General features: G+C 28.4%; 17 protein-coding genes and 1 riboswitch. Of the genes, 14 read left to right on the top strand and 3 right to left on the bottom strand.

All coding sequences use genetic code 11. The features are described from left to right. The first annotated feature begins 2 nt into the window (after nt 1–2). From ACZ5CK_RS01120 to ACZ5CK_RS01055, 14 genes are all read left to right on the top strand, one after another. Nucleotides 3–956, top strand: a complete 954-nt coding sequence (locus ACZ5CK_RS01120) for a radical SAM/SPASM domain-containing protein (RefSeq protein ID WP_464582074.1) — start codon at nt 3–5, stop codon at nt 954–956. A 1-nt stretch (nt 957) separates the two neighbouring features. Further along, a complete protein-coding gene (locus ACZ5CK_RS01115) occupies nt 958–1,956 on the top strand; it encodes a radical SAM/SPASM domain-containing protein (protein ID WP_464582073.1) in 999 nt (332 codons plus the stop codon). 1 nt (nt 1,957) lies between these two features. Beyond that, the gene (gene asnB, locus ACZ5CK_RS01110) at nt 1,958–3,838 is read left to right on the top strand and encodes an asparagine synthase (glutamine-hydrolyzing) (protein WP_464582072.1); all 1,881 of its coding nucleotides are present in this window, start codon (nt 1,958–1,960) and stop codon (nt 3,836–3,838) included. Between the two features lie 11 nt (nt 3,839–3,849). After that, nucleotides 3,850–4,974, top strand: a complete 1,125-nt coding sequence (rffA, locus tag ACZ5CK_RS01105; RefSeq protein ID WP_464582071.1) for a dTDP-4-amino-4,6-dideoxygalactose transaminase — start codon at nt 3,850–3,852, stop codon at nt 4,972–4,974. A gap of 58 nt (nt 4,975–5,032) precedes the next feature. Beyond that, nucleotides 5,033–5,905 carry a glucose-1-phosphate thymidylyltransferase RfbA gene (gene rfbA, locus ACZ5CK_RS01100; protein ID WP_464582070.1) on the top strand — a complete coding sequence of 291 codons (873 nt, stop codon included), beginning with the start codon at nt 5,033–5,035 and terminating at the stop codon, nt 5,903–5,905. A 4-nt stretch (nt 5,906–5,909) separates the two neighbouring features. Continuing rightward, a complete protein-coding gene (locus ACZ5CK_RS01095; RefSeq protein ID WP_464582069.1) occupies nt 5,910–6,431 on the top strand; it encodes a GNAT family N-acetyltransferase in 522 nt (173 codons plus the stop codon). 15 nt (nt 6,432–6,446) lie between these two features. Continuing rightward, nucleotides 6,447–7,514: a dTDP-glucose 4,6-dehydratase gene (rfbB, locus tag ACZ5CK_RS01090; RefSeq protein ID WP_464582068.1), complete on the top strand. Its 1,068-nt coding sequence runs from the start codon at nt 6,447–6,449 to the stop codon at nt 7,512–7,514. Then, nucleotides 7,511–8,158, top strand: coding sequence for an endonuclease III (gene nth / locus ACZ5CK_RS01085; protein WP_464582066.1), 648 nt, complete (start codon nt 7,511–7,513; stop codon nt 8,156–8,158). Before rfbB ends, nth begins: the two co-directional genes overlap by 4 nt. 194 nt (nt 8,159–8,352) lie before the next feature. Further along, nucleotides 8,353–9,555 carry a YgeY family selenium metabolism-linked hydrolase gene (locus ACZ5CK_RS01080; protein ID WP_464582932.1) on the top strand — a complete coding sequence of 401 codons (1,203 nt, stop codon included), beginning with the start codon at nt 8,353–8,355 and terminating at the stop codon, nt 9,553–9,555. Between the two features lie 60 nt (nt 9,556–9,615). Further along, the gene (locus ACZ5CK_RS01075; RefSeq protein ID WP_464582065.1) at nt 9,616–10,611 is read left to right on the top strand and encodes an ornithine carbamoyltransferase; all 996 of its coding nucleotides are present in this window, start codon (nt 9,616–9,618) and stop codon (nt 10,609–10,611) included. 16 nt (nt 10,612–10,627) lie between these two features. Then, complete coding sequence (locus ACZ5CK_RS01070) at nt 10,628–11,941, top strand: dihydroorotase (RefSeq protein WP_464582064.1); 1,314 nt, start codon at nt 10,628–10,630, stop codon at nt 11,939–11,941. Then, nucleotides 11,935–13,224 carry an amidohydrolase family protein gene (locus ACZ5CK_RS01065; RefSeq protein ID WP_464582063.1) on the top strand — a complete coding sequence of 430 codons (1,290 nt, stop codon included), beginning with the start codon at nt 11,935–11,937 and terminating at the stop codon, nt 13,222–13,224. Before ACZ5CK_RS01070 ends, ACZ5CK_RS01065 begins: the two co-directional genes overlap by 7 nt. A 16-nt stretch (nt 13,225–13,240) precedes the next feature. Then, entirely contained in the window at nt 13,241–14,332 is a 1,092-nt protein-coding gene (locus ACZ5CK_RS01060; RefSeq protein ID WP_464582062.1) for a 4Fe-4S binding protein, read from the top strand. A 406-nt stretch (nt 14,333–14,738) separates the two neighbouring features. Beyond that, nucleotides 14,739–14,912, top strand: a riboswitch (Lysine riboswitch). A gap of 91 nt (nt 14,913–15,003) precedes the next feature. Beyond that, nucleotides 15,004–16,686 (top strand): Na+/H+ antiporter NhaC family protein, encoded by a 1,683-nt coding sequence (locus ACZ5CK_RS01055; RefSeq protein ID WP_464582061.1) that lies wholly within the window; start codon nt 15,004–15,006, stop codon nt 16,684–16,686. 312 nt (nt 16,687–16,998) lie between these two features. Here the strand turns inward: ACZ5CK_RS01055 and ACZ5CK_RS01050 are convergent, their stop codons facing one another. From ACZ5CK_RS01050 to ACZ5CK_RS01040, 3 genes are all read right to left on the bottom strand, one after another. After that, nucleotides 16,999–18,246, bottom strand: coding sequence for an IS256 family transposase (locus tag ACZ5CK_RS01050; protein WP_464581024.1), 1,248 nt, complete (start codon nt 18,244–18,246; stop codon nt 16,999–17,001). Nucleotides 18,247–18,367: 121 nt separating this feature from the next. After that, entirely contained in the window at nt 18,368–18,868 is a 501-nt protein-coding gene (locus tag ACZ5CK_RS01045) for a hypothetical protein (protein WP_464582060.1), read from the bottom strand. A 71-nt stretch (nt 18,869–18,939) separates the two neighbouring features. Continuing rightward, a complete protein-coding gene (locus ACZ5CK_RS01040; RefSeq protein ID WP_464582059.1) occupies nt 18,940–22,584 on the bottom strand; it encodes an LAGLIDADG family homing endonuclease in 3,645 nt (1,214 codons plus the stop codon). Nucleotides 22,585–23,074: the final 490 nt, after the last annotated feature.

The following is a 23,074-nucleotide window of genomic DNA, read 5'->3' as shown; positions in this document are numbered from 1 at the left end:
AAATGCAAAAAAATTTTGATATTTATTATGATGATGAAAAATTAAAAAGAATATTGCTTCAGCGAATAAAAGACGAAGAAAATAATCTTTTTCCATCGGTTATATTAATAGATAATATCTCTTATTGTAATTTGAAATGTTTTATGTGCCCACATAAAAATATGTCTCGAAAACCTGGAATAATGTCATGGGATTTATATAAAAAAATTATAGATGAAATAGCTATAGAAAATCCAAAAGCAAGGATATGGATGACTTTTTTTGGTGAAGGTTTAATGTTAAAAGATTTGGATGAAAGAGTAAGTTATGCAAAAAGAAAAGGATTAAAAGATGTGGTTTTGAATTCGAATGGAAATTTATTGAATGAAAAATGGGCAGAGAGATTAATTAGAGCTGGCTTAGATGTAATGTATATTGGAATAGATGCGTTTGAAGAAGATACATATGAAAAAATTAGAGTAAAAGGAAAATTAGACAATGTCGCGAAAGGAGTTTTGAAATATAAAGAATTATTAGACAAAATAGGAACTAAAAATCAAAAAATATTTGTACAATTTGTTGAAATGCCAGAAAATGAAAAAGAATTAAAAAATTTTATAAAATTTTGGAATAGCTATAATATTCCCGTAAAAGTAAGACCTAAAGTGAGTTGGGCGGGAAAAGTTGAAGCAAAAAACTTGAAAGATTATGAGTTTAGATTGCCATGTAATTGGGCTATGAATACAATAAACATTTCTGATCAAGGTAAAGTATGTATGTGTGCAGTAGATTTAAATTGTGAGGTAACATTTGGAGATATTAATAAAGAAAGTATAAAAGAAGTTTGGAATACAACTTTAAAAGATTTCAGATTAAAACATTTAGAAAGAAGATGGGCAGAATTACCCGATTTGTGCAAAAATTGTAAAGATTGGCAGTCAAGTTACGCTTCTTATATAGAACCGGAGGTGAAATAATATGAAAAAAACTTATAAAATTTATACAGATTTTTTAACGCATGTTCCGAAAGAATATAAAATGCGGGCGGAAGCAAAGGAATTTCCTTTAATGGTTGTTGTAAGTACAACATATGTGTGTAATGCTAAATGCCCTTCTTGTCCATATACCATTTCTACTATAAGAGATAATTATAGAGATGGATTATATATAAAAGAAGAGTTATTTAAAAAAATTGCAGATGAATGTGGAAAATATGGTGCATATATACGATTGACCGGAGGCGGGGAACCAATGCTTCACCCAAAAATGGTAGAATTAATTGAATATGCAAAAAAAGTAGGAGCAAAAATAGGACTTATAACAAATGGCTCGTTATTTAATGAAGAAAATTCAAAAAGATTAATAGAAGCAAACATAGATATGATTGAATTTAGTGTTGATGCTGCAAAAAAGGAAGGTTATGAAAAGATTAGAGTAGGTTTAAATTGGGAAAATTTAGTGAAAAATGTTGAAAGAATGGTAGAATTAAGAAATAAATTAAAAAGCAAAACAAAGATTATAGTGAGTGCTATTGTTCAACAAGGAATAAATCCAGATGAAATTTTGGATTTTTGGAAAGAAAAGGTTGATCATGTTCAGTTAAGAAAATTTTTGACATGGGGAATGGGCGATCCTTCAAAATCAGCAGATCCTACACCATATTTACCATCTACGGCTCCTTGCCCTTGGCCATTTGAAAGGTTGAATATTGATACTCTTGGTAAGGTTGCTATGTGTGGGTATGATATAGCGTTTAAAACGAATTTTGGAAATATAAATGAAAAAAGTATAAGAGAAATATGGCATGGTGAAGAATTTGAAAGAATAAGGAAATTACATTTAGAAGGTAGAATGGATGAAATACCGTTATGTAAAAATTGTACTGATAGAAAGTATAGAACATGGAATTATAATTATTATAAATTAGTTGAAATAGCAGAAGAGAATCGAAAGAAAAAGCTAAATAAAGAGGGATAATATGTGTGGAATAGTAGGTTTTAGCGGTAAGGGAAGTAAAGAAATTTTAAAAAGGATGAATGATGAAATATTCCATAGAGGTCCAGATGAAGAAGGGTTTTATCAGGATAAATATGTAAATTTATCTTCCCGTAGATTAAGTATAATAGATGTTTTAAGTGGGAAACAGCCTATTCATAATGAAACAAAAAGCATATGGTTGGTATGGAATGGAGAAATATATAATTTTAAAGAGTTAAGAAATGAGTTATTGGAAAAAGGACATAAATTTTATACCGATCATTCTGATTCAGAAACAATTGTACATTTGTATGAGGAATATGGTATAGGCTTTATAAACAAAGTTAATGGGATGTTTGCTATTGCTCTTTGGGATTTAAAAAAGAAAGATTTAATTTTGATAAGAGATAGAATGGGACAGAAACCGTTGTTTTATTCTATTGTTAATAATGAAATAATATTTTCTTCTGAAATAAAAGGTATTTTAAAATATCCATATTATAAAAAGGAACCAAATTTTGAAGCTCTTAATCATTATTTTACATTTAAAAATATACCTGCACCTTTCACACCTTTCAAAAATATATATTCTCTTTTTCCTGGCGAAGTTCTGATATTTGATGTAGAAAAGAAAAAGAAAAAACAATTTAAATACTGGGAAATAGATTTTTTAAAACCGAACAATGATAATATAGAAGAAATCACATATAACATTAGAAATCTTTTAGAAGACTCAGTGAGGAAAAGAATGATTAGTGATGTTCCAATAGGAGCATATTTAAGTGGTGGATTAGATTCTAGTTCTGTAGTTTCTATTATGTCTAAGTATTCTAACTCTAAAATTAAAACATTCTCTTTAGGATATACTACTTTTTTGGAACATAAAAATCAAGACATTATAGCTGCTCGAGAAATATCAAATATTTTGGATACTGATCAGTATGAATATTTTATGTCTCCACAAGACCTAATAGATGATTTACCAAATGTTTTAAGAAGTTTTGATGCCCCTTTTTCAGGTGCAATTTCAACATTTTTTCTAACAAAATTGATTTCAAAGCATGTTAAAGTTGCTCTATCTGGTGATGGTGCAGATGAGCTTTTTGGTAGTTATTTAGCGCCAAGGCTATCTCAACCTTTATATTATTTTGAGAGAATATATAAAAAAATAAAATCAGGATATCGATTATCAGATGAGGACAAAAAAAATTTAAAACCTTTTGAAAATAATACAGAATTTTTAGAAAATTTATATTTAAAATCAAATGGAAATTTTGAAAAATGGAAATATGAAATATTATTATTTAAAGACGAGGAGAAAAAAAGATTATTAAATAACTGGGTATTTGAATATGATAAATTCAATTCTTTTGATTTATTAAAAAAAGATGTAGAAAACTTAAAATCTTTAGATCCTTTAAATAGGGCTTTAGAATTAGAATGGAAAACATTATTACCTGATCACGTATTGGCTTTTGTTGATTTTCTCTCTATGGCTCATTCTGTAGAAGTAAGATCTCCATTTTTAGACTATAGATTAGTTGAATACGTAGCTTCATTACCGGGCAATTTAAAAATAAAGAATGGGAACATAAAAGATATATTAAAAAAATCATTAAAAGGAATATTACCTGATAAAATCATTAATAGAAAAAAAGAAGGATTCGTTTTACCTGTTTTCTGGTGGTTAAAAAAGGAATTAAAACCATTTATATTTGAAAATTTAAATGAACACGAACTTAAAAATAGTGTTTTCAATTATGAATACGTAAAACTTTTATTGGATAGTTATTATAATAATAAAGAAAATGATTTTAAATTAGCAGCAAAAATATGGAATATTGTATCATTTAAAATATGGTGGGATTTATATTTTAAATAGGAGTGTATATTATGATTTATTTCAATAAAATATATTATACTTCAAGAGAGCTTGAATATATGAATCAAGCTATAATAAGTTCTAAAATAAGTGGCGATGGTTCTTTTACAAAAAGAGCTCAAAAATTAATAGAAAAAAAATTCAATACGAAAAAAGTTTTGTTAACAACTTCAGCAAGTGCAGCATTAGATATGGCTGCTATATTATTAGATTTAAAAGATGGTGATGAAGTCATAATGCCATCTTTTACATTTGTGTCATCTGCTAATGCAGTTTTATTAAGAGGTGCAAAGCCTATATTTGTAGATATAAATCCAGATACTTTAAATATAGATGTTGATAAAATAGAAGAAAAAATTAATTCTAAAACAAAGGCTATAATGCCAGTACATTATGCAGGGCATTCTTGTAATATGGACAAATTATCCTATATTGCAAAAAAATACTCGTTAAAAATTATTGAAGACGCAGCTCAAGCGGTTAATGCAAAATATAAAGATAAATATTTAGGGACCATAGGAGATATAGGATGCTATAGCTTCCATGAAACTAAAAACTATACCTGTGGTGAAGGTGGAGCAATCATTTTAAATGATGAAACATTAATTGAAAGAGCTGAAATTGTTCGGGAAAAAGGTACGAATAGAAGTAAATTTTTTAGAGGAGAAATAGATAAATATACATGGATTGATATAGGATCAAGTTTTGTTATTTCCGATATTTTATCAGCATTTTTACTTGCTCAACTAGAAAAAATGGATGAAATCTTAGAAAAAAGAAAAAAAATTTATAATATGTATTATAAAGGGCTATTTGAATTAGAAAAAAGAGGAATGCTAAAACTACCAAAAATACCCGATTACTCGTTTTCTAATTATCATATATTTTATATATTATTAAATTCTAATAAGCAAAGAAATAAATTAATGGATTCATTAAAGCAAAAAGGTATTCAAGCAATATTCCATTATATACCATTACATGAATCTCCTATGGGTCAAAAATTAGGATATAAAAAAGGTGACTTCCCTATTACTGAAAAAATTAGTAGAAACATTTTAAGATTACCTTTACATCTGAATCTTACTAAAAAAGAGATAAATTATATTATAAACTCTATATATGAATCTATATAGTGTTAAATTAAGTATTTTCAATAAAAATAAATTTATTTAATTGTGAAAGGGCGATGGTATGAGGGGGATAATTTTAGCTGGTGGTTCTGGATTGCGTTTATATCCAATTACTAGAGCTATTAGTAAACAATTAATACCAATATATGATAAACCGTTAATATACTATCCATTATCAACACTAATGCTTGCAGGGATAAAGGATATATTGATAATTTCTAATAAAGAATTTATAAAATTGTATGAGAATTTATTAGGAAATGGGCATCAATATGGAATAAAATTAGAATATAGAATTCAAAAATATCCCCATGGGATAGCTGAAGCTTTTAGAATAGGAAAAGATTTTATAGGAAATGATAATGTAGCATTGATTTTAGGAGATAATCTATTTTATGGCCATGGATTTTCTAATATTTTAAAGAAAGCAATAAAAATAACAGAAGGTGCAATGATATTTGCATATTATGTTAAAAATCCTTCTAATTTTGGGGTTGTTGAATTTGATAAAAATTTTAATGTTATAAGTTTAGAAGAGAAACCTAAAAAAACAAAATCTAATTATGTTGTTCCTGGATTATATTTTTATGATAATAATGTTGTAAAGATAGCAAAAAAGATTACACCTTCTCCAAGAGGGGAATTGGAAATTACAGAGATTAACAAAGAATACCTAAAAATGAAGAAATTGAAAGTTCAAATTCTTGGAAGAGGATTTGCCTGGTTAGATACAGGAACTCCTGAGGGATTATTGGAAGCTTCAAATTTTGTCGCCGCAATTCAGAAAAGGCAGGGATTATACATAGCCTGTTTAGAAGAAATAGCATACAGAAATGGATGGATCTCACAAAAAGATTTAAAAAAATTTGGTGAGGAATTAAAAAATACAGAATATGGAAGATATTTATTATCATTTGTTTCTGAGGGGGAGTGATTTTGTGTACAACGGTAAAAAAATATATTTAAGAAACTATGAAGAAAATGATATGAATAATTTAAAAAATATAATGAATAATTATAAAGTAAGAGAGTTCTTAACTTTAAACATAATATTACCTTTTTCATCAAATGATCAGGGAAATTTTTTTAAGTCAATTCCAGAAAGAAGAAAAAAATATATATATGATTTTGCTATAGTAAGAAAAGAAGATGATGCTTTAATAGGGGGGAGTGTTGTTAAAAATGTTGACTTTAAAAATTCTGTTTGTGGAGCAGGTTTCTTTATTGATGAGAAATATTGGGAACATGGATATGGTGGAGAAGCAGTTAATTTAATAGAAAAATTTATATTTTACGAATTGAATATAAGAAAAATAAAATTAGAAGTTATTTCAAATAATATTAGAGCTCTAAAGTTATATGAAAAATTAGGATATCAGAAAGAAGGTATTCTAAAAAAAGAAATATTTAGAAATGGAAAATATTTAGATTTAATATTATTAGCAAAATTTAGAGAATAATGGGGGAAATATAAAATGAATATACTGGTAACAGGAATAGCCGGATTCATAGGAAGTAACTTTGTATATTATTACTTAGAAAAATATAAAGATAGAAAAATAATAGGACTAGATAAATTAACATATGCAGGAAACTTAGAAAATTTAGAAAAATTAACCCCAGAACAAAAAGAAAGATTTATATTCATAAAAGGTGATATAAACAATCAAGAATTAATAGAATACATATTTGAAACATATAAAATAGAAGGAATAATAAACTTTGCAGCAGAAAGTCATGTAGATAGATCAATACATGATCCACAAATATTCTTAAAAACAAATGTAATAGGAACACAAACATTATTAAATGTATCAAAAAAATATTGGGGAATAGATACACAAAAATACAAAGATGGAGTAAAGTTCTTACAAGTATCAACAGATGAAGTATATGGATCATTAGGACCAACAGGGTATTTCACAGAAAATACACCACTAGATCCACATAGTCCATATTCAGCAAGTAAAGCATCAGCAGACTTAATAGTAAAAGCATATCATGATACATATAAAATGCCAACAAATATAACAAGATGTTCAAACAACTATGGACCATATCAATTTCCAGAAAAATTAATACCATTAATGCTAAACAATGCATTAAATCACAAAGAATTACCAGTATATGGAGATGGAAAACAAATAAGAGACTGGTTATATGTAACAGATCATTGTAGAGCAATAGATTTAGTATTTGAAAAAGGAAAAACAGGAGAAATATATAATATAGGTGGTCACAACGAAAAGGAAAACATATACATAGTAAAAAAGATAATAGAAATACTCAGAGAAAAAACAGGAGATGAAGAAATAAATGAGGAATTAATAAAACACGTAAAAGATAGACTAGGGCATGATAGAAGATATGGAATAGATCCAACAAAAATAAAAGAAGAATTAGGATGGGAACCAGAAATAATGTTCGATGAAGGAATAGAAAAAACAATAGAATGGTATTTAGAAAACCCAGATTGGATGAAAAGAGTAATTTCTGGTGAGTATTTGAAGTTTTATGAGAAGAATTATGGAGGTAAGAAATGAAAAAATTAAAATCAAAAAAAGAAGTTAAAAAAATATTAGAGATATTATCAAGAACTTATACAAATCCTCAAACCGTCTTAAAATACAATAATAATTTTGAATTATTAATAGCTGTTATGCTTTCTGCTCAAACCACTGATAATCAGGTAAATAAAGTAACTCCTATTTTATTTGAAAAGTATAAAACACCAGAAGATTTTGCAAAATTAGAACCAGAAGAATTAGAAAAATACATAAAAGGAGTAGGATTATACAAAACTAAAAGTAAAAACATTATAAAAACTGCTAAAATCCTTGTAGAAAATTATAATGGAAAAATACCTGAAACAAGAGAAGAATTAATAAAATTACCAGGTGTTGGAAGAAAAACTGCAAATGTTATTTTAAGCGTAGCTTTTGGAAAAGATGCTATAGCTGTTGATACCCATGTCTTTAGAGTATCAAACAGAATAGGTCTTGCTAATAGTAAAGATGTAAGAGGTACAGAAGATGATTTAATGAAAGTGATTCCAAAAGAATTATGGGGAAAAGCTCATCATTGGTTAATTTTTCATGGTCGAAATGTTTGTAAAGCAAGAAATCCCAAATGCGAAGAATGTCTTATAAATGAATATTGTGATTATTATAAAAAGGAAAAAAAATAGTAAAATGCTTTGTCAACAGCCAGAAGCTCTCATTTTTGAGAGCTTTTTTTATTTTATATAGAATTTCTATAAATAAAGAAGATAATTAACAATATTTGAAATTTAAAATACTAAAATACTGTTAATGAAACTTGTATGGATTTTTAATTTTAAAGTAAAAGTTATATAATTTTATAAAGACTTTTTAGGGAGGGATAGGATTGACAACATTAGAACTTGCGGAGAAATATAGAGAAGATATTGTAAAATTCATGAGTAAATTAATTAAAGCAAGAAGTTATTCTGGTGAAGAAAAAGAAGTTATTCAAGTAATTAAAGAAGAAATGGAAAAGGTAGGATTCGATGAAGTAAAGATTGATGGACTTGGAAACATCCTTGGAAGAATAGGAAATGGAAAACATGTTATTGCAATGGATGCACATATTGATACTGTTGAAGTTGGAAATCCAGACTTATGGGAAAAAGATCCATTTAGTGGCGATTGGGACGATGAATGGGTATATGGCCGTGGTGCTTCTGATCAAAAAGCTGGTATGTGTTCCATGGTCTATGGTATGAAAATTTTAAAAGAATTAAATCTTTTAGATGATTTTACTGTATATGTAACAGGAACAGTTATGGAAGAAGACTGTGATGGATTATGCTGGAGATATATTGTGGAAGAGGATAAACTAAAACCTGATTTTGTAGTCATAACTGAACCAACCAGTTTAAACGTATACAGAGGTCACAGAGGAAGAATAGAATTTAGAATCAAAACCGTTGGACTCTCTGCACATGCTAGTGCTCCTGAAAGAGGAGATAATGCTATATATAAGATGGCAAAGATAATTAATGAAATAGAAAAATTAAACGATAATCTTCACTATGATCCTTTCTTAGGAAAAGGTACTATAGTTGTTTCTCAAATTTTCTTTAAATCACCTTCACATAACGCAGTTCCTGATGAATGTGTAATACATATTGATAGAAGGCTCACTGCTGGAGAAACTAAAGAAAGTGCATTTGAAGAAATAAGAGAAATATTCAAAAAAACTGGTATTGATGCGGAAATCGTTGAACTAACCTACTCAAAACCTGCTTACACTGGCATTGAATATCCAGTAGAAAAATACTTCCCAACATGGGTACTTGAGGAAGATTCTGATGTAGTTCAAGCTGCAAAAGAAGCATATATTAAAACTTTCGGAAGCGATCCATTAATAGATAAATGGACCTTTAGTACAAATGGTATAGCTACAGCAGGGGTGTATGGTATTCCAACAGTAGGATTTGGCCCTGGTGATGAAAAATTTGCGCATGCTCCAAATGAAAAAGTAAGAATTGAACATTTAGTAAAAGCTGCAGCATTTTATGCTAATTTCCCTAAAACATTAGTAGAAAAAATAAAGAAATAATATTTAATGAAAAAAAACTGATAATTTAAATTTATAAATAAAAATAAGGAGGAGAAAATTATGTCAGCATTTTTTAAAACTGAAAAAAGTAGGCATTTTATAACCACACAAGATTTCACTAATGAAGAAATAGAAATGATGCTAGATTTAGCAAGAGATTTAAAAATAAAAATGGCTTCAAATATTCCAACACCATATTTACTTTATAAAACATTATTTTTAATTTTCTTTGATCAATCAACAAGAACAAGAAATTCTATGGAAGCTGGAATTGCCCAATTAGGTGGACATGCTAATTTCCTAAACCCTAGCACAATGCAATTATCTCATGGTGAAACTCCAGAAGATACCGCTAGAGTTTTAGCAAGAATGGGTCACGGAATTGCAGTAAGAGCTTGTGAATTTGGTAAAGGAAATAAATATTTAAGGGGTATGGCTTCAGTATCTCAAGTTCCAGTTATGAATTTACAAGATGATGTATACCATCCTTTCCAAGTATTAGCTGATGCTATGACAATGCAAGAGAGATTTGGAAAAAATTTAAAAGGATTAAAAGTTGGTATTAGTTGGGCATATGCAGAAAGTCATTTAAAACCTTTATCAGTGCCTCAATCACAAATATTATTATTCACAAGATTAGGTATGGACGTTACATTAGCATATCCAGAAAAATTTGATTTAATGCCTGATATTGTTAAACAAGCACAAGAAAACGCAGAAAAATATGGCGGTAAATTGAATATTTCACATAAAATGGAAGATGCATTTGTCGATGCACATGTTGTTATTCCTAAAAACTGGGGAGGATTCTTTGTATCTGATGATCCAGAAGAAATCAAGGCAGAAACTGCTAAACATAAGGATTGGATTTGCGATGAAGAAAAAATGAAATTAACAAGACATGACTCTATTTATATGCATGCTTTACCTGCAGATAGAGGAAAGGAAGTTGTTGATTCTGTTATAGATGGTCCTCATTCTGTTATCTTTGATGAAGCTGAAAACAGAATTCATACTGCTAAAGCTGTAATGACATTATTAATGGGCGGAAGATAATAAGGTGTGATTATATATGTTTGATTTGGGAATTTTAAATGGCAAAATATATTTAGATGGAGAATTTATTGAAGGTAATATATATATCAAAAATGGAAAAATAAAAGATATTTCAAATTCATACTTAAGTTCAAAAGAAGAATATGATATTTCCGGGAAGTATATACTTCCCGGTTTTATAGATCCTCATGTACACTTTCATCTAACTGTAGGGAATTATACTTCGGCTGATGATTTTAATTCTGGTTCTATTTCTGCAGCATTTGGGGGTATTACTTCATACATAGATTTTCTTGACCCTATTACAAATATAGAAGAATTAGAAAAAGCCTTTGAAGAAAGAAAAAATCTTGCTAAAAAAAGTCTTACTGACTACGCTTTTCACGCTACAATAGCAAATCCCACAGTTGATGCTAAGAAATTAATTAAGAAATGCAAAGAATTAGGTGTTGCCAGTATAAAATTATTTACTACATATGGTCCAAGAATGACAAAAGATAAATATATTTCTGATCTTTTAAAATTATCTAAAGAAGAGGAAATTGTAGTAACTGTTCATGCAGAAAATGATCAATTAATAGAAAAAAAAGATAATATACCAATAAAAGATCATTCTAAGATTAGATCGACTTTATCAGAAACAACAGAAGTTATAAAACTTGCTGAAATGACAGATTTTTACAATGGTCAATTATATATAGTTCATCTTTCTAGCGGATATTCATTAGAAGTATTAAAAAATAGATTTTCTGATATTATAGCCAAAAACTTAGTATTAGAAAGTTGCCCACATTACTTCTATTTTAACAATGAAAAGTTTGCACAAAAAGATGGTTATCTTTACTCAATGACACCACCTTTAAGAAGTGAAAACGAAAGATTAAAATTAATAGATAATATTAATTATTTGCAAACAATAGGAACAGATCATTGTCCTTTTAATAGCAATGAAAAAAATAAGAAATATACAAATATTATGCCTATGGGAATAGGTGGTGTAGAGTTTTCCTTTGTATTAATGTATTCATTATTTGGAGATAAAATAATAGATAAATTTACAAAAAATGTTGCTAAATATTACGGATTATATCCCCAAAAAGGAACGCTTTTACCTGGTTCTGATGCTGATATAGTTATATTCGATCCAGATTTAAAATGGACTATAACTTCACATAATTCAAAAGCTGATTATACTGTTTATGACGGCATAGATATAAAAGGTAAAATCCTAAGCACAATATCTCGAGGGCGTTTTATAATCAAGGAAGGAAAATTAACAAACAAGAAGTATAAAGGTCGTTTTTTAAGAAGGGAAGAGATAAAATGGTAAAAGTTATTATAAACTGTAATATTTTTGATTATGAAAATTATAAGGAAAATCAATACATTAGATTTGATAAAGAAATATTAGAAGTGGGTGACATGAAAGATTTTAAAAAAAATAAAAATGAAGAAATAATTGATTTCAAAGGCAAATTAGTAATGCCAGGTTTTGTAAATGGACACACACATATTTATTCTACTTTTGCAAGAGGCATGTCTGTTGAATTCAATCCAAAAAGCTTTTCTGATATATTAAAACAATTATGGTGGAGAATGGATTCAAAAATAGATTTAGAAACTACATATTATAGCGGATTAGTTAGCGGAATAGAATTTATTAAAAATGGTATTACTACATTTATTGACCATCATGCTAGTGGATTGGCAATTAAAGGTACATTAAATGAATTAAAAAAAGGATTGTGTGATGAAATTGGATTAAGAGGGATTTTTTGTTTTGAAACCAGTGATAGATTTAATGTAACTGAGTGTATAGAAGAAAACGTAGAGTTTGCAAAAAATAAAAACGAAAATCATGCTGGAATGTTTGGCCTTCATGCATCATTATCACTATCAAATGAAACATTAAAAAAGGTATCAGAAAATTTAAATGGACTTCCTATACATATTCATGTTGCAGAAAGTTTGGAAGATGAAGAAGATTCAATAAAAAAATATGGTAAAAGAGTTGTGGAGAGACTAGAGGAATTTGATCTTTTAACTAAAAATTCTATTTTATCTCATTGTGTTCATATTGATGAAAAAGAAGCAGAAATCATATCAAAACATGATGTATATGTTGCCTTAAATCCAACATCTAATATGAATAATGCTGTTGGATTACCAAATTATATGCTATTAAAAAATAATAATATAAAAACTATTATTGGTAATGATGGTCTTGGATTTAATATAACACGTGAATATTTAAATCTTTATTATACACAAAAATATAGATATGAAGATCCTACATTCTTTAATTTTGTTGATTTAAAAAACAATATTGATAATGTATATAATCTTGCCGGGGAATTATTAGGAATAAAAATAGGAAGAATTAAAGAAGGTTATAAAGCAGATATGATTTCTTTTGATTATATTCCTTTTACACTACTTGATAAAAATAATATTTTTGGACATGTATTCTTTGGGATTTGGGATAAATTAGATGTTATTGACACAATAGTAAACGGTGAAATTTTAATGAAAAATAGAGAAGTAAAATATGATGTGAATAGTATTTATAATAATGCAAAAGAAATATCAAAAAAATTATGGGAAAGATTATAATCAGGGGGGTAAAATTATGGATTTAAGTACAGAATTTGCTGGAATAAAACTTAAAAATCCTTTAATGCCAGCTTCTGGACCACTCGTTGGCGATGATGAAAAAATGTTATATCTTGCCAGACTTGGCGTTGGGGGCATGGTAACAAAAACTATATCAACAAAAGCAGCTGAAGTTCCAAGACCATGTATATACGGGACAAATAACTATATAGTTAACGCAGAATTATGGTCAGAATTACCACCAGAAAAATGGATAAATGAAATATTACCAAAATTAAAAAAAGAATTGGATTTACCTTTAGTAGTTAGTGCAGGCTATACTAAGGAAGATATGGAAATATTAATACCTCAATTAGATAAATTTGCTGATGCATTTGAAATTTCCACGCATTATGTAGGAAAGAATTTAGATAATATAGCAGAAACTGTAAGAACTATTAGAGCAAATACAGACAAACCAATATTTATGAAAATGAGCCCTCATATACCAGATCCTGTTGAATTTGCGAAAATGGTATTAGCAAATGGCGGAACTGGTGTTGTTGCAATTAATTCTCTTGGACCAACTATGCTTATTGATATCGAAAACAGAACAAATCTAATTGGAAATGATAAAGGGCAAGTGTGGATTTCTGGTCCTGTTATTAAGAATTTAGGACTTGCACTTGTAAATACAATAAAAACTGCAGTCCCTGAAATACCTGTAATAGGTGTTGGTGGAATTGCTTCTGCTGATGATGTTATAGAATATTTATTAGCTGGTGCTGATGCGGTTCAAATGCTATCTGCAGCATTAATTAGGGGAAAACAATTGTATAAAACAATAGTTGATCAACTTCCTAAAGCTCTTGAAAAATATGGATTTAATAGTATAGATGAGGTTAAAAAAACCGGGTTAAAGAAAAAAGAAGTAGTATTTGAACCAAAATATCCAAAAATAGATTTAAATAAATGTACTTTCTGTAAATTGTGTGAAATGGTATGTCCATATTGGGCAATTACTGTTGATAAGGAAAATAAACAGGTTATAGTAGATGAAGATAAATGTTTTGGTTGTAGTTTATGTCAAAGCAGATGTCCTGTAAAAGCAATTAGTGGAGTTATATAATAGTATCTATAAAAGATGGCGTAAATCGCCATCTTTTTATATTAATAATTACTTTGCTTCTTCTAAAGTAGTTATTTATTGAAAACTCCCATTTTTATATTAATAATTCATTACTAAAATAATGAAAATTTAATTGTTATTGTGATGATTACGCATAACAAAATCTGTTTAATTATAATTAATACAAATTATTAAACAGATAATATATTAATCTTTTTTGACTTTATTTACGTTTTTATGATATAATAGCTTTGATTTTGTATTTGTGGTTAAAAATATTTCTGGAGGATTACATATTTTGCTTTTTTATAAATCCATAATAATTTATAATCCTATTATTTTCACAATCAAGAAATATTCAAGAAATATTTATGTGATAAACTCGATTAAAAAGTTAATATATCTAACAACAAACGGAGGCGCAACCAAGATGAGTAATCTATCTATCGCCAGGGTAGGTTCGGGATAGATGAAAGGCGAGGTTGCCGAAGGATGTAAGGTTTACCCACCTTACAGGCCTGGTTATGCAGGAAAGACCTGTATAACTGTCGCATACTATATGCGGAGAGCCGTTTGAAATAATTAATTTTATTTCAAATAGGCCTTCCACATGGAAGGCTTTTTTATTTTAAAAATAGTTATATATAAATCATTATGTGAGGAGGGAGTTTATGAAGAAAAAACTCGTGGTATTATTTATCATGGCGGCGTTTGTTTTAGTGGCGACCCTGGCTTTTGCTGAAGGAGGAGATGCAGCAAAAATAAATTATGGTTTTTGGTCTGTTATTCCTCCATTATTAGCTATAGTTTTAGCGTTTGTTACCAAAGAAGTTATTGTTTCGTTATTGCTTGGTGTTTTTTCAGGTGCACTAATTAATGTTTTTGCTACATCTAGCTCTGGATTTTTTATGAAATTAGTTGAGAGTTATACAAAAACATTACAATACCCGGTAAACGCTTTAGCTGACAGCTGGCATGCAGGAATTATTGTTTTCACCTTAGTAATAGGTGGTATGGTTGGAGTTATTGCTAAAATGGGTGGTACAAGGGCTATAGCAAATGCACTTGCAAAAAAAGCAAAAACTGCAAGGAGTGCTCAAGTTGCTACAGCATTAATGGGCGTTGTTGTGTTCTTTGACGATTATGCAAATACATTGATAGTTGGACCTACAATGAGACCATTAACAGATAAATTAAAGGTCTCAAGAGAAAAACTATCATATATTGTAGATTCTACTGCTGCTCCTGTTGCCACTATGGCAGCGATTTCTACCTGGATTGGTTATGAATTAGGATTAATTGGAGATGCTTTTAACTCAATTGGAGTTAAAGTAAATCCATATTCAGTATTTTTTAGTTCTATTCCATATAGGATGTATGGGATTTTTGCACTTGTAATGGTATTTATGGTTGGTGCAATGTTAAGAGATTTTGGACCAATGTATAAAGCAGAAAAAAGGGCAAGATTAACAGGTAAGGTTTTAGCAGATGATGCAGAACCAATGTTATCTACAGATTTTGAAAAAGATTTAGATAAAAGTGATATTCCATTAAGAGTTTCAAATGCTTTGGTGCCGATTTTAACATTGATTATTTTTGCATTCATTGGTTTATGGTATTCTGGTGGAGGTTTAGATAATCCTTTTACATGGGATGGAATTAGGGATGCTTTTGGTAATGCAGATGCTTCCGCTGCTTTAATATGGGCATCAGTATTAGCTAGTATAGTAGCTGTTGTAATGGCTGTTTCTCAAGGAATTATGACATTAAGAAAAGCTTTAGAAGCTTGGGTTGAAGGTGCAAAATCGTTAGTTATTACTACAATAATTTTAACTTTAGCATGGTCTATTGGCTCAATTGCTTCTGACCTTGGAACAGCTGAATATTTAGTTCAAGTTGTTTCATCATCATTACCTGGCTGGTCAATACCACTCTTAGTATTTATAATATCAGCAATTGTATCTTTTGCTACAGGAACATCATGGGGAACAATGGCAATTATGCTTCCTTTAGCAGTTCCTTTGGCAGCAGCGTATACTGGAAATGAATTAACAGCATTAGTATATGCTACATTAGGTGCAGTATTAACAGGTTCAACATTCGGAGATCATTGTTCTCCAATTTCAGATACAACAATTATGTCATCAATGGCATCATCCGCTGATCATATTGATCACGTTAAGACACAATTACCATACGCTGTAACAGCAGCTTCTACTGCAGCTGTCGTTGGTTATATACCAGTTGGACTTGGATTACCTGTATGGGTTTCATTGATTTTAGGTGTAACAGCAATATGGGCAGTGTTAAGATTCTATGGAAAATCCACAGATCCTAAAGATTTAAAAGCTTAATAACTTTAACAATTAAAAAAGGAATGGTAGCATGTAATTTTTTGTGTAAATACCTCTTCTTGGATGGTAATAAATTAATTAAATTGGATTATAATTCTTAAATTATTTTCATATGAATTATCGTCTATATTATAATATGCTTTAATAGTAATTTCTAGAAGTTTTTAATGTGAGTTTTTGAAAACAAACACCTTTTTGCAATTTTCACTGCAAGATTTAACATTATTAAATTAAGAATATATTTTTGGCGTTAGTTTTTAGTATTTGTTTTTATGTATTATTGATTATTTCAGGTTTTTGAATTTAGTTGCATTAAGAATTATAGACGTATTTTGTGATTCTTTCTTTAAAAAAGATGGATAGTTCGTTTAGGACTTTACTCCAGTTTCTATATCGAGCTGTCCATCTTTTTGTTGCATCTATTGTTGCTAAATATAATATTTTTAATAATGCATCATCATTTGGAAAAGATGTTTTATTTTTAGTCACTTTTCTATATTGCCTATTCAATGATTCTATTACATTTGTTGTGTACATTATTTTTCTTACTTCATCACCATAATCAAAATATGGAGATATTGTTTCCCAATGTTTTTCCCAGCTTTCTAATGCCAATTTGTATTTTGTCCATTTGTTTTCTTTTAAATCTTGTAGGTTTGAATAAGCTATATCTTTATTGGGTGCTTTATATACTTTTTTTAAATCATTTACAAGTTCTTTTCTATCTTTGTAATTAACATATTTTAATGTATTTCTTATTTGATGTATTATACATCTTTGTACTACAGTATCAGGAAATGCTGCTTTAATTGCTTGTGGGAATCCTGTTAATCCATCTACTGAAGCTATTAATATATCTTTAACTCCTCTATTTTTTAAATCATTTAATACTCTTAACCAGAATTTTGATGATTCTATTTCACCTATATATATACCAAGAACTTCTTTAAATCCATCAATATTTACACCTATTACAACATATGCAGTCTTTTTAATTATCTCACCATCATCTTTTACTTTAAATACTATTCCATCCATGAAAACAAAAGTGTATATCTCTTCTAATGGTCTGCTTTGCCATTCTCTAATTTCTGGTAATATCTTATTAGTAATTTTACTTATCATTTCAGCTGATAATTCTACACCATATATATCTTCAACATTCCTAACTATATCTTTCGTACTTAATCCCAAACCATACATTCCTATTATTCTACTTTCAATATCTGAAATATCTCTTTTATATTTTGGTATTATTTTCGGTTCATATTCACCCTTTCTATCTCTGGGTATTTTCAATTCCATCTCACCCATGCTTGATCTTACCTTTTTTGAGCTGTATCCATTTCTGGAGTTATCCGTTTCTTTATTTTCCTTATCGTATTTCTCATATCCTAATTCATCTTCTAATTCCGCTTCTAACATTTCTTGTATTATTGGTCCCATCAATTCTTTTATCTTGTCATATACGTCTTTCATTGTGTTTACTTCAGGATCTCTTGCTATTAACTTTGCTAATTTTTCAATGTTACTTTCTTCTTTTTTCTTTCTCTTTGCCATTTAAAATACCCCCTTCTTGGTTTTATTTTACCATACCAAGAAGAGGGTTACCTATTTTTTCTACTTTTTATTTACACAAAATTTTTTATGGTCTCAAAGGAATGGCTTAGCCATTCCTTTTTTATTTAAATATTTTTAATCTAAAACTTTGAATATCTTCATCGGAACTTTCGTATTCTTCTTCATCAACTTTATTGTATTCCCAATCGAAAAGAGTTAAAAATATTTTCCCTTCTCTACATTCTGTAAATAAAGAAGGTACAGTATCTTCTTCATCATCAACACTCATAGCTTCAACAATAAAAGAATAAGCATTAGCTTCAGTTATATCTGCAACTTCCTTTAACAAAACTTCAGCATCTTCAAACTCCTTTTCACTTCCAAACGAAAAAGGAAAAGGTATTGGAATATCTTCAACATCACTATCATATTCGCCAAACATTTCTTTTAAATCATCAGCATAATCAGCATCATATTCAGCAACTTTTTCTACTAATTTTTTCATTTTTTCATCATTTAAAGAAGCCCAGATCATTACAGTTGGATGTATATGATCTCCATGAAATATACCGTCATTTGCTCCTTCAATAGCTGCCTCATGATAATTTTTACAACTTGCCATCTTTATCACCTCAAAAATAATAATTTATCAAATCTATTATATATTTTAATATTTAAAATTAATATCCAATTTTATGAACATTTTGACCAACCACATGTTTTACACGAAATACATCCTTCTGCCATTATTAAAGAATTTCTACTTAAGCATGTTGGACAATATGTATTTCCTTCAGTATCAATATAATAACCTTTAGTATATTCAAGTTTATTAGCATGAACAAATTTTTCAATTTCTTCTTTACTCAAAGGTTTTCCAACATGAAATACTTCTATATCGTTTTCTTCCTCATTCCATAATTCTTCAAAATCATCGAGTGCACTTTTTATTTCTTTTGAAATCCCTTTACAATATGTGCCTTTTACTTTTGATAATTGTTCTAATATTTCGTCAACAGAAACTCCTGATCTTAAAGCTATAGAAGACAATCTTCCTATAATTTCTGCTGTTTCTGTTCCGTCTGATAAGAAAATTTCTATAGCTTCACCGTTATCATCAAAGGATACTGTAATATATACAGTTCCAGATTCTGTTTTAAATTTCCTGGTTACACTTTTTAATGTTTCTTTTCTTGGTCTTGCGCGCAATTTATGTTTTTCATCTAAAACAAAGAAAGTAACCTTTTTATCTTCTTTTTTTGCCTTCGTTAAAACTTGTGTTTCCAATGATCCATCTCTATATATTGTTATTCCTTTTAGATTTAATTCCATTGCTTTCTTATATATCTCTTTTATATCATCAACAGTAGCTTCTTTTGGTAAATTAATGGTTTTTGAACATGAGGCATCTAAATAACTTTGGATAACGTTTTGAGCTAATAGATGATCCATTCCAGAAATATCCATTGAAGTAACAAATGTTTTCTTTATTTCTTCTGATATTCCTTCTATATTTTGTAATGACCCTTTTTCAATAATTTCTGCTTCTAATTCACTATTTAAATCTCCATCTAGTTTATCCCTTAATATTTTATTCATATACGGAAGAGGAACTCTATTTCCTTCTTTATCTGTCATATATCTAATATATGCAAGCATAAAATTAGGTTCTATTCCGCTTGAAGTATCTGCTAAATTAGATATAGATCCAGTTGGAGCTACTGTGTTAACCTGAACATTCCTTTTATAATTTTTACCTTCCCCAAAGAAATGTTCTTTTATTAATTTATTCCATTTTCTAATATTATCTGAATAATCATCATTTAGCATAGGAAATGGAATAAATCCATTTTTATATTTTGATTTTTCAAATAATGGGAAATTCCCTCTTTCTTTTGCCAATTCGCTACTTGCTAAATGGGAATAATATGCAAATTGAGCTAAAGTTTCTGCCATAAACTTTCTGCCTTCTTCAGAATTATATGGCAAATCTTTTTTATACATAGCATCAGCCAATCCCATTATTCCAAGACCTATAAATCTTTGCTCTTTAGACACTTTATCTATTTTTTCAAGAGGATATACATTTATATCTATAACATCATCTAAAAATCTTGCTGTCCAATAAACTAACTCTTTAAATAAATCTTTATTCTTTCCTTCAGGATTTCCCAACTCAACAAAATCTATTACTTTAGCTATATCAATAGAACCTAAATTACAACTCCCATATGGCGGTAAAGGTTCTTCACCACAATCGTAAGATAAAATACCATTTGTAACCCATACATAATCTGGACCTGCCGTAATATCAAAAACTTGTTTTTCGCCATCATCAATAATATCAGAAATTTCTATAAAATCTTTATTTTTATTATAAAATCCACGCTTGTTCAAATGTTCTTTAACCAAATTATTCAGTTTTTCCTGTTTTTCACCTATGAAACCTATTTCGTTAAAGAATTTATATGCATCTACTCCTGAAATAAGGATTCTATACCCTGTTTTACAATTATATACATTATTTTTAATTTTTGATTTTCTTTCTATTTTTTCAATAGTTAAGGTCGAATTTATCCCAAAGTGCAATAATAATAATTGCACATTTTGAAGAAGTTTTTTTGAAACGCTTGATAAACTTACTGTTATAGAACCATTTGAATTATATACAGAACCATCAGCAGTAAATAATCCTATTAAAAAACTTCTTTGAATTTCTATATCTGATTTCAATATTTTTTCGGGAACATTTTTCTCTAAAGATGATGTTGGTTCATTTGCATTTAATTCAATTATTTCTCTAATAAATGATTCAAAATTTTTTGATCTGATCATAAATTTATATTGATTTTCTTCTTCTACAATAGTTATTTTTGATTCTGAAAGTTCATTTAATAAATATTCCATTTCTTCTTTAATGTTATCCTTTTTTCCAATAGAAAAAGATATTCTACCTTCATTTGATAATGAACCATCACCAATGAATAGCCCTAAAACTTTTGCAACAGCAACTGCATTTGAAGTATTTATAAATTTCATTTTCTTATTATTATTTCCTTTTTCTATATTTTGATATTCAAATTCATCATTAGCATTTTCAAACTCAATTTTATCATTCACTATTTTTATTTTATTTCCAACCTTAAGATTCTTTATTTCGACCCATCCATTTTCTGTATAAACTTTATGATCATACGTTGCTATTAATTCTATACCGTTTTTTAATATTATTTTCTTTACAGGTTTAATCCCTTGATCTATAACTTTTTCAATTTGCAAAAATCGTTTTGAAATTGGGCTCCAAACTTTCATATCTGTTGTTAAGTCTTTTGCTTTTATTAATCCTCTATCAGTTAAGATTTTTGTATCACCAACAACACACGGATTAGTAGCACTTACAGGAGTCACATCACTTAAAGCATAATATTTATTATGTCTTCCTAAAAATAACATTCCCGGATCTCCTGATTTCCATGCATTATTAGCAATTAAATCAAATAATTCTTTTGCTTTAATTGTTCTTTTTATATTTGAATTAGGATGGGATAACTCAATTTCTTCATTATTTTCCAATTTTTTTAAAAATTCTTCTGGATTATCAAAATTCACAGATATATTAAAATAATTAAGTATAGATTTACCATCATTATTTTTTTTGGAATTTATAAAATCTATTACATCAGGGTGATCATATCTCATTACTGCCATTTGGGCTCCACGCCTTGCTCCACCCTGCTCTATTGTGGAAGCTGTAGTATTAAACACATGCATAAAGCTAATTGGACCAGATGATTTTCCACCTGTTCCTGCTATTGAACTTTCTTTTGGCCTTAATGCAGAAAAATCGTATCCAACACCACCACCATATTTTTGTATTAATGCTGCATCTTTTACAGCATCAAAAATTCCTTCCATTGAATCTTCAAGTGGAACAACAAAACATGCAGATAACATATTATGTCTATTTCTAGAATTAAAAATTTTTTTATAATCTTCTAAACTCATATCTTCTCTATTTTTTTGAAATACATCTCTTGGTAAGGTTTTTCCAGAATTAAACAATGTTGGACTATTTGGTAAAAAAACCCTACTTTTTAATAATTTATAGAATTTTTCTTCAACATTTCTTATTTTTTCGATATCATCGGTATATAATATTTCTGCACTTGCTATATATCTAGAAACCCTCCTTGCTATATCATCCCAGGAATGTTCCAAATATTTTCCTTCCCCATCCTTTAATAAATACCTATCTCTTAAAATTCTTTCAGCATTTTCTGATGGTTCTATATCAGAAAAAAAATCTAATAAACTTTCTAAATTGGATAATTGCTCCACATCCATACCCCCTTACAATTTTCATCATCTATCATTATACCACAATATATTGTGTCTTAACTTTTTATTTACACAATACTTTGTGAAATTATTGTGTATTTTTGATTTTATATTTATTCAAAATAATTATAGAAAATGTTAATTTTTTGATGGAAAAATTTATTATTTAATATAAAATTAAAAAAATAAATCTCCGAGATTTTTTCAAACTGTTGACAAAGTATTTTCTAAAAAAATAATATGAACGAATACTTGAAAATTCCCGAAACTTTCGCTTCGCGAATAATATAGAATATTATAAAATTAATAAGAATCTTTTATTTATCTTTAATGCTTTGCATTAAAGATATGACTATGAGCATTTTTGAGGATTTAGAATTTTCCGTATGAGTGAATATTATTTTTGAAAATACTTTGTATTTAATTATAGAGTTTGCCTACAAATTAGAAAACCTCGGAGAAAATCTCCGAGGTTATTTTTAATTATATA

The sequence above is a fragment of the Marinitoga okinawensis genome (assembly GCF_055387075.1).
Note: the sequence above shows the minus strand (reverse complement) of the source record. Positions and strands in the feature narration are given on the sequence as shown.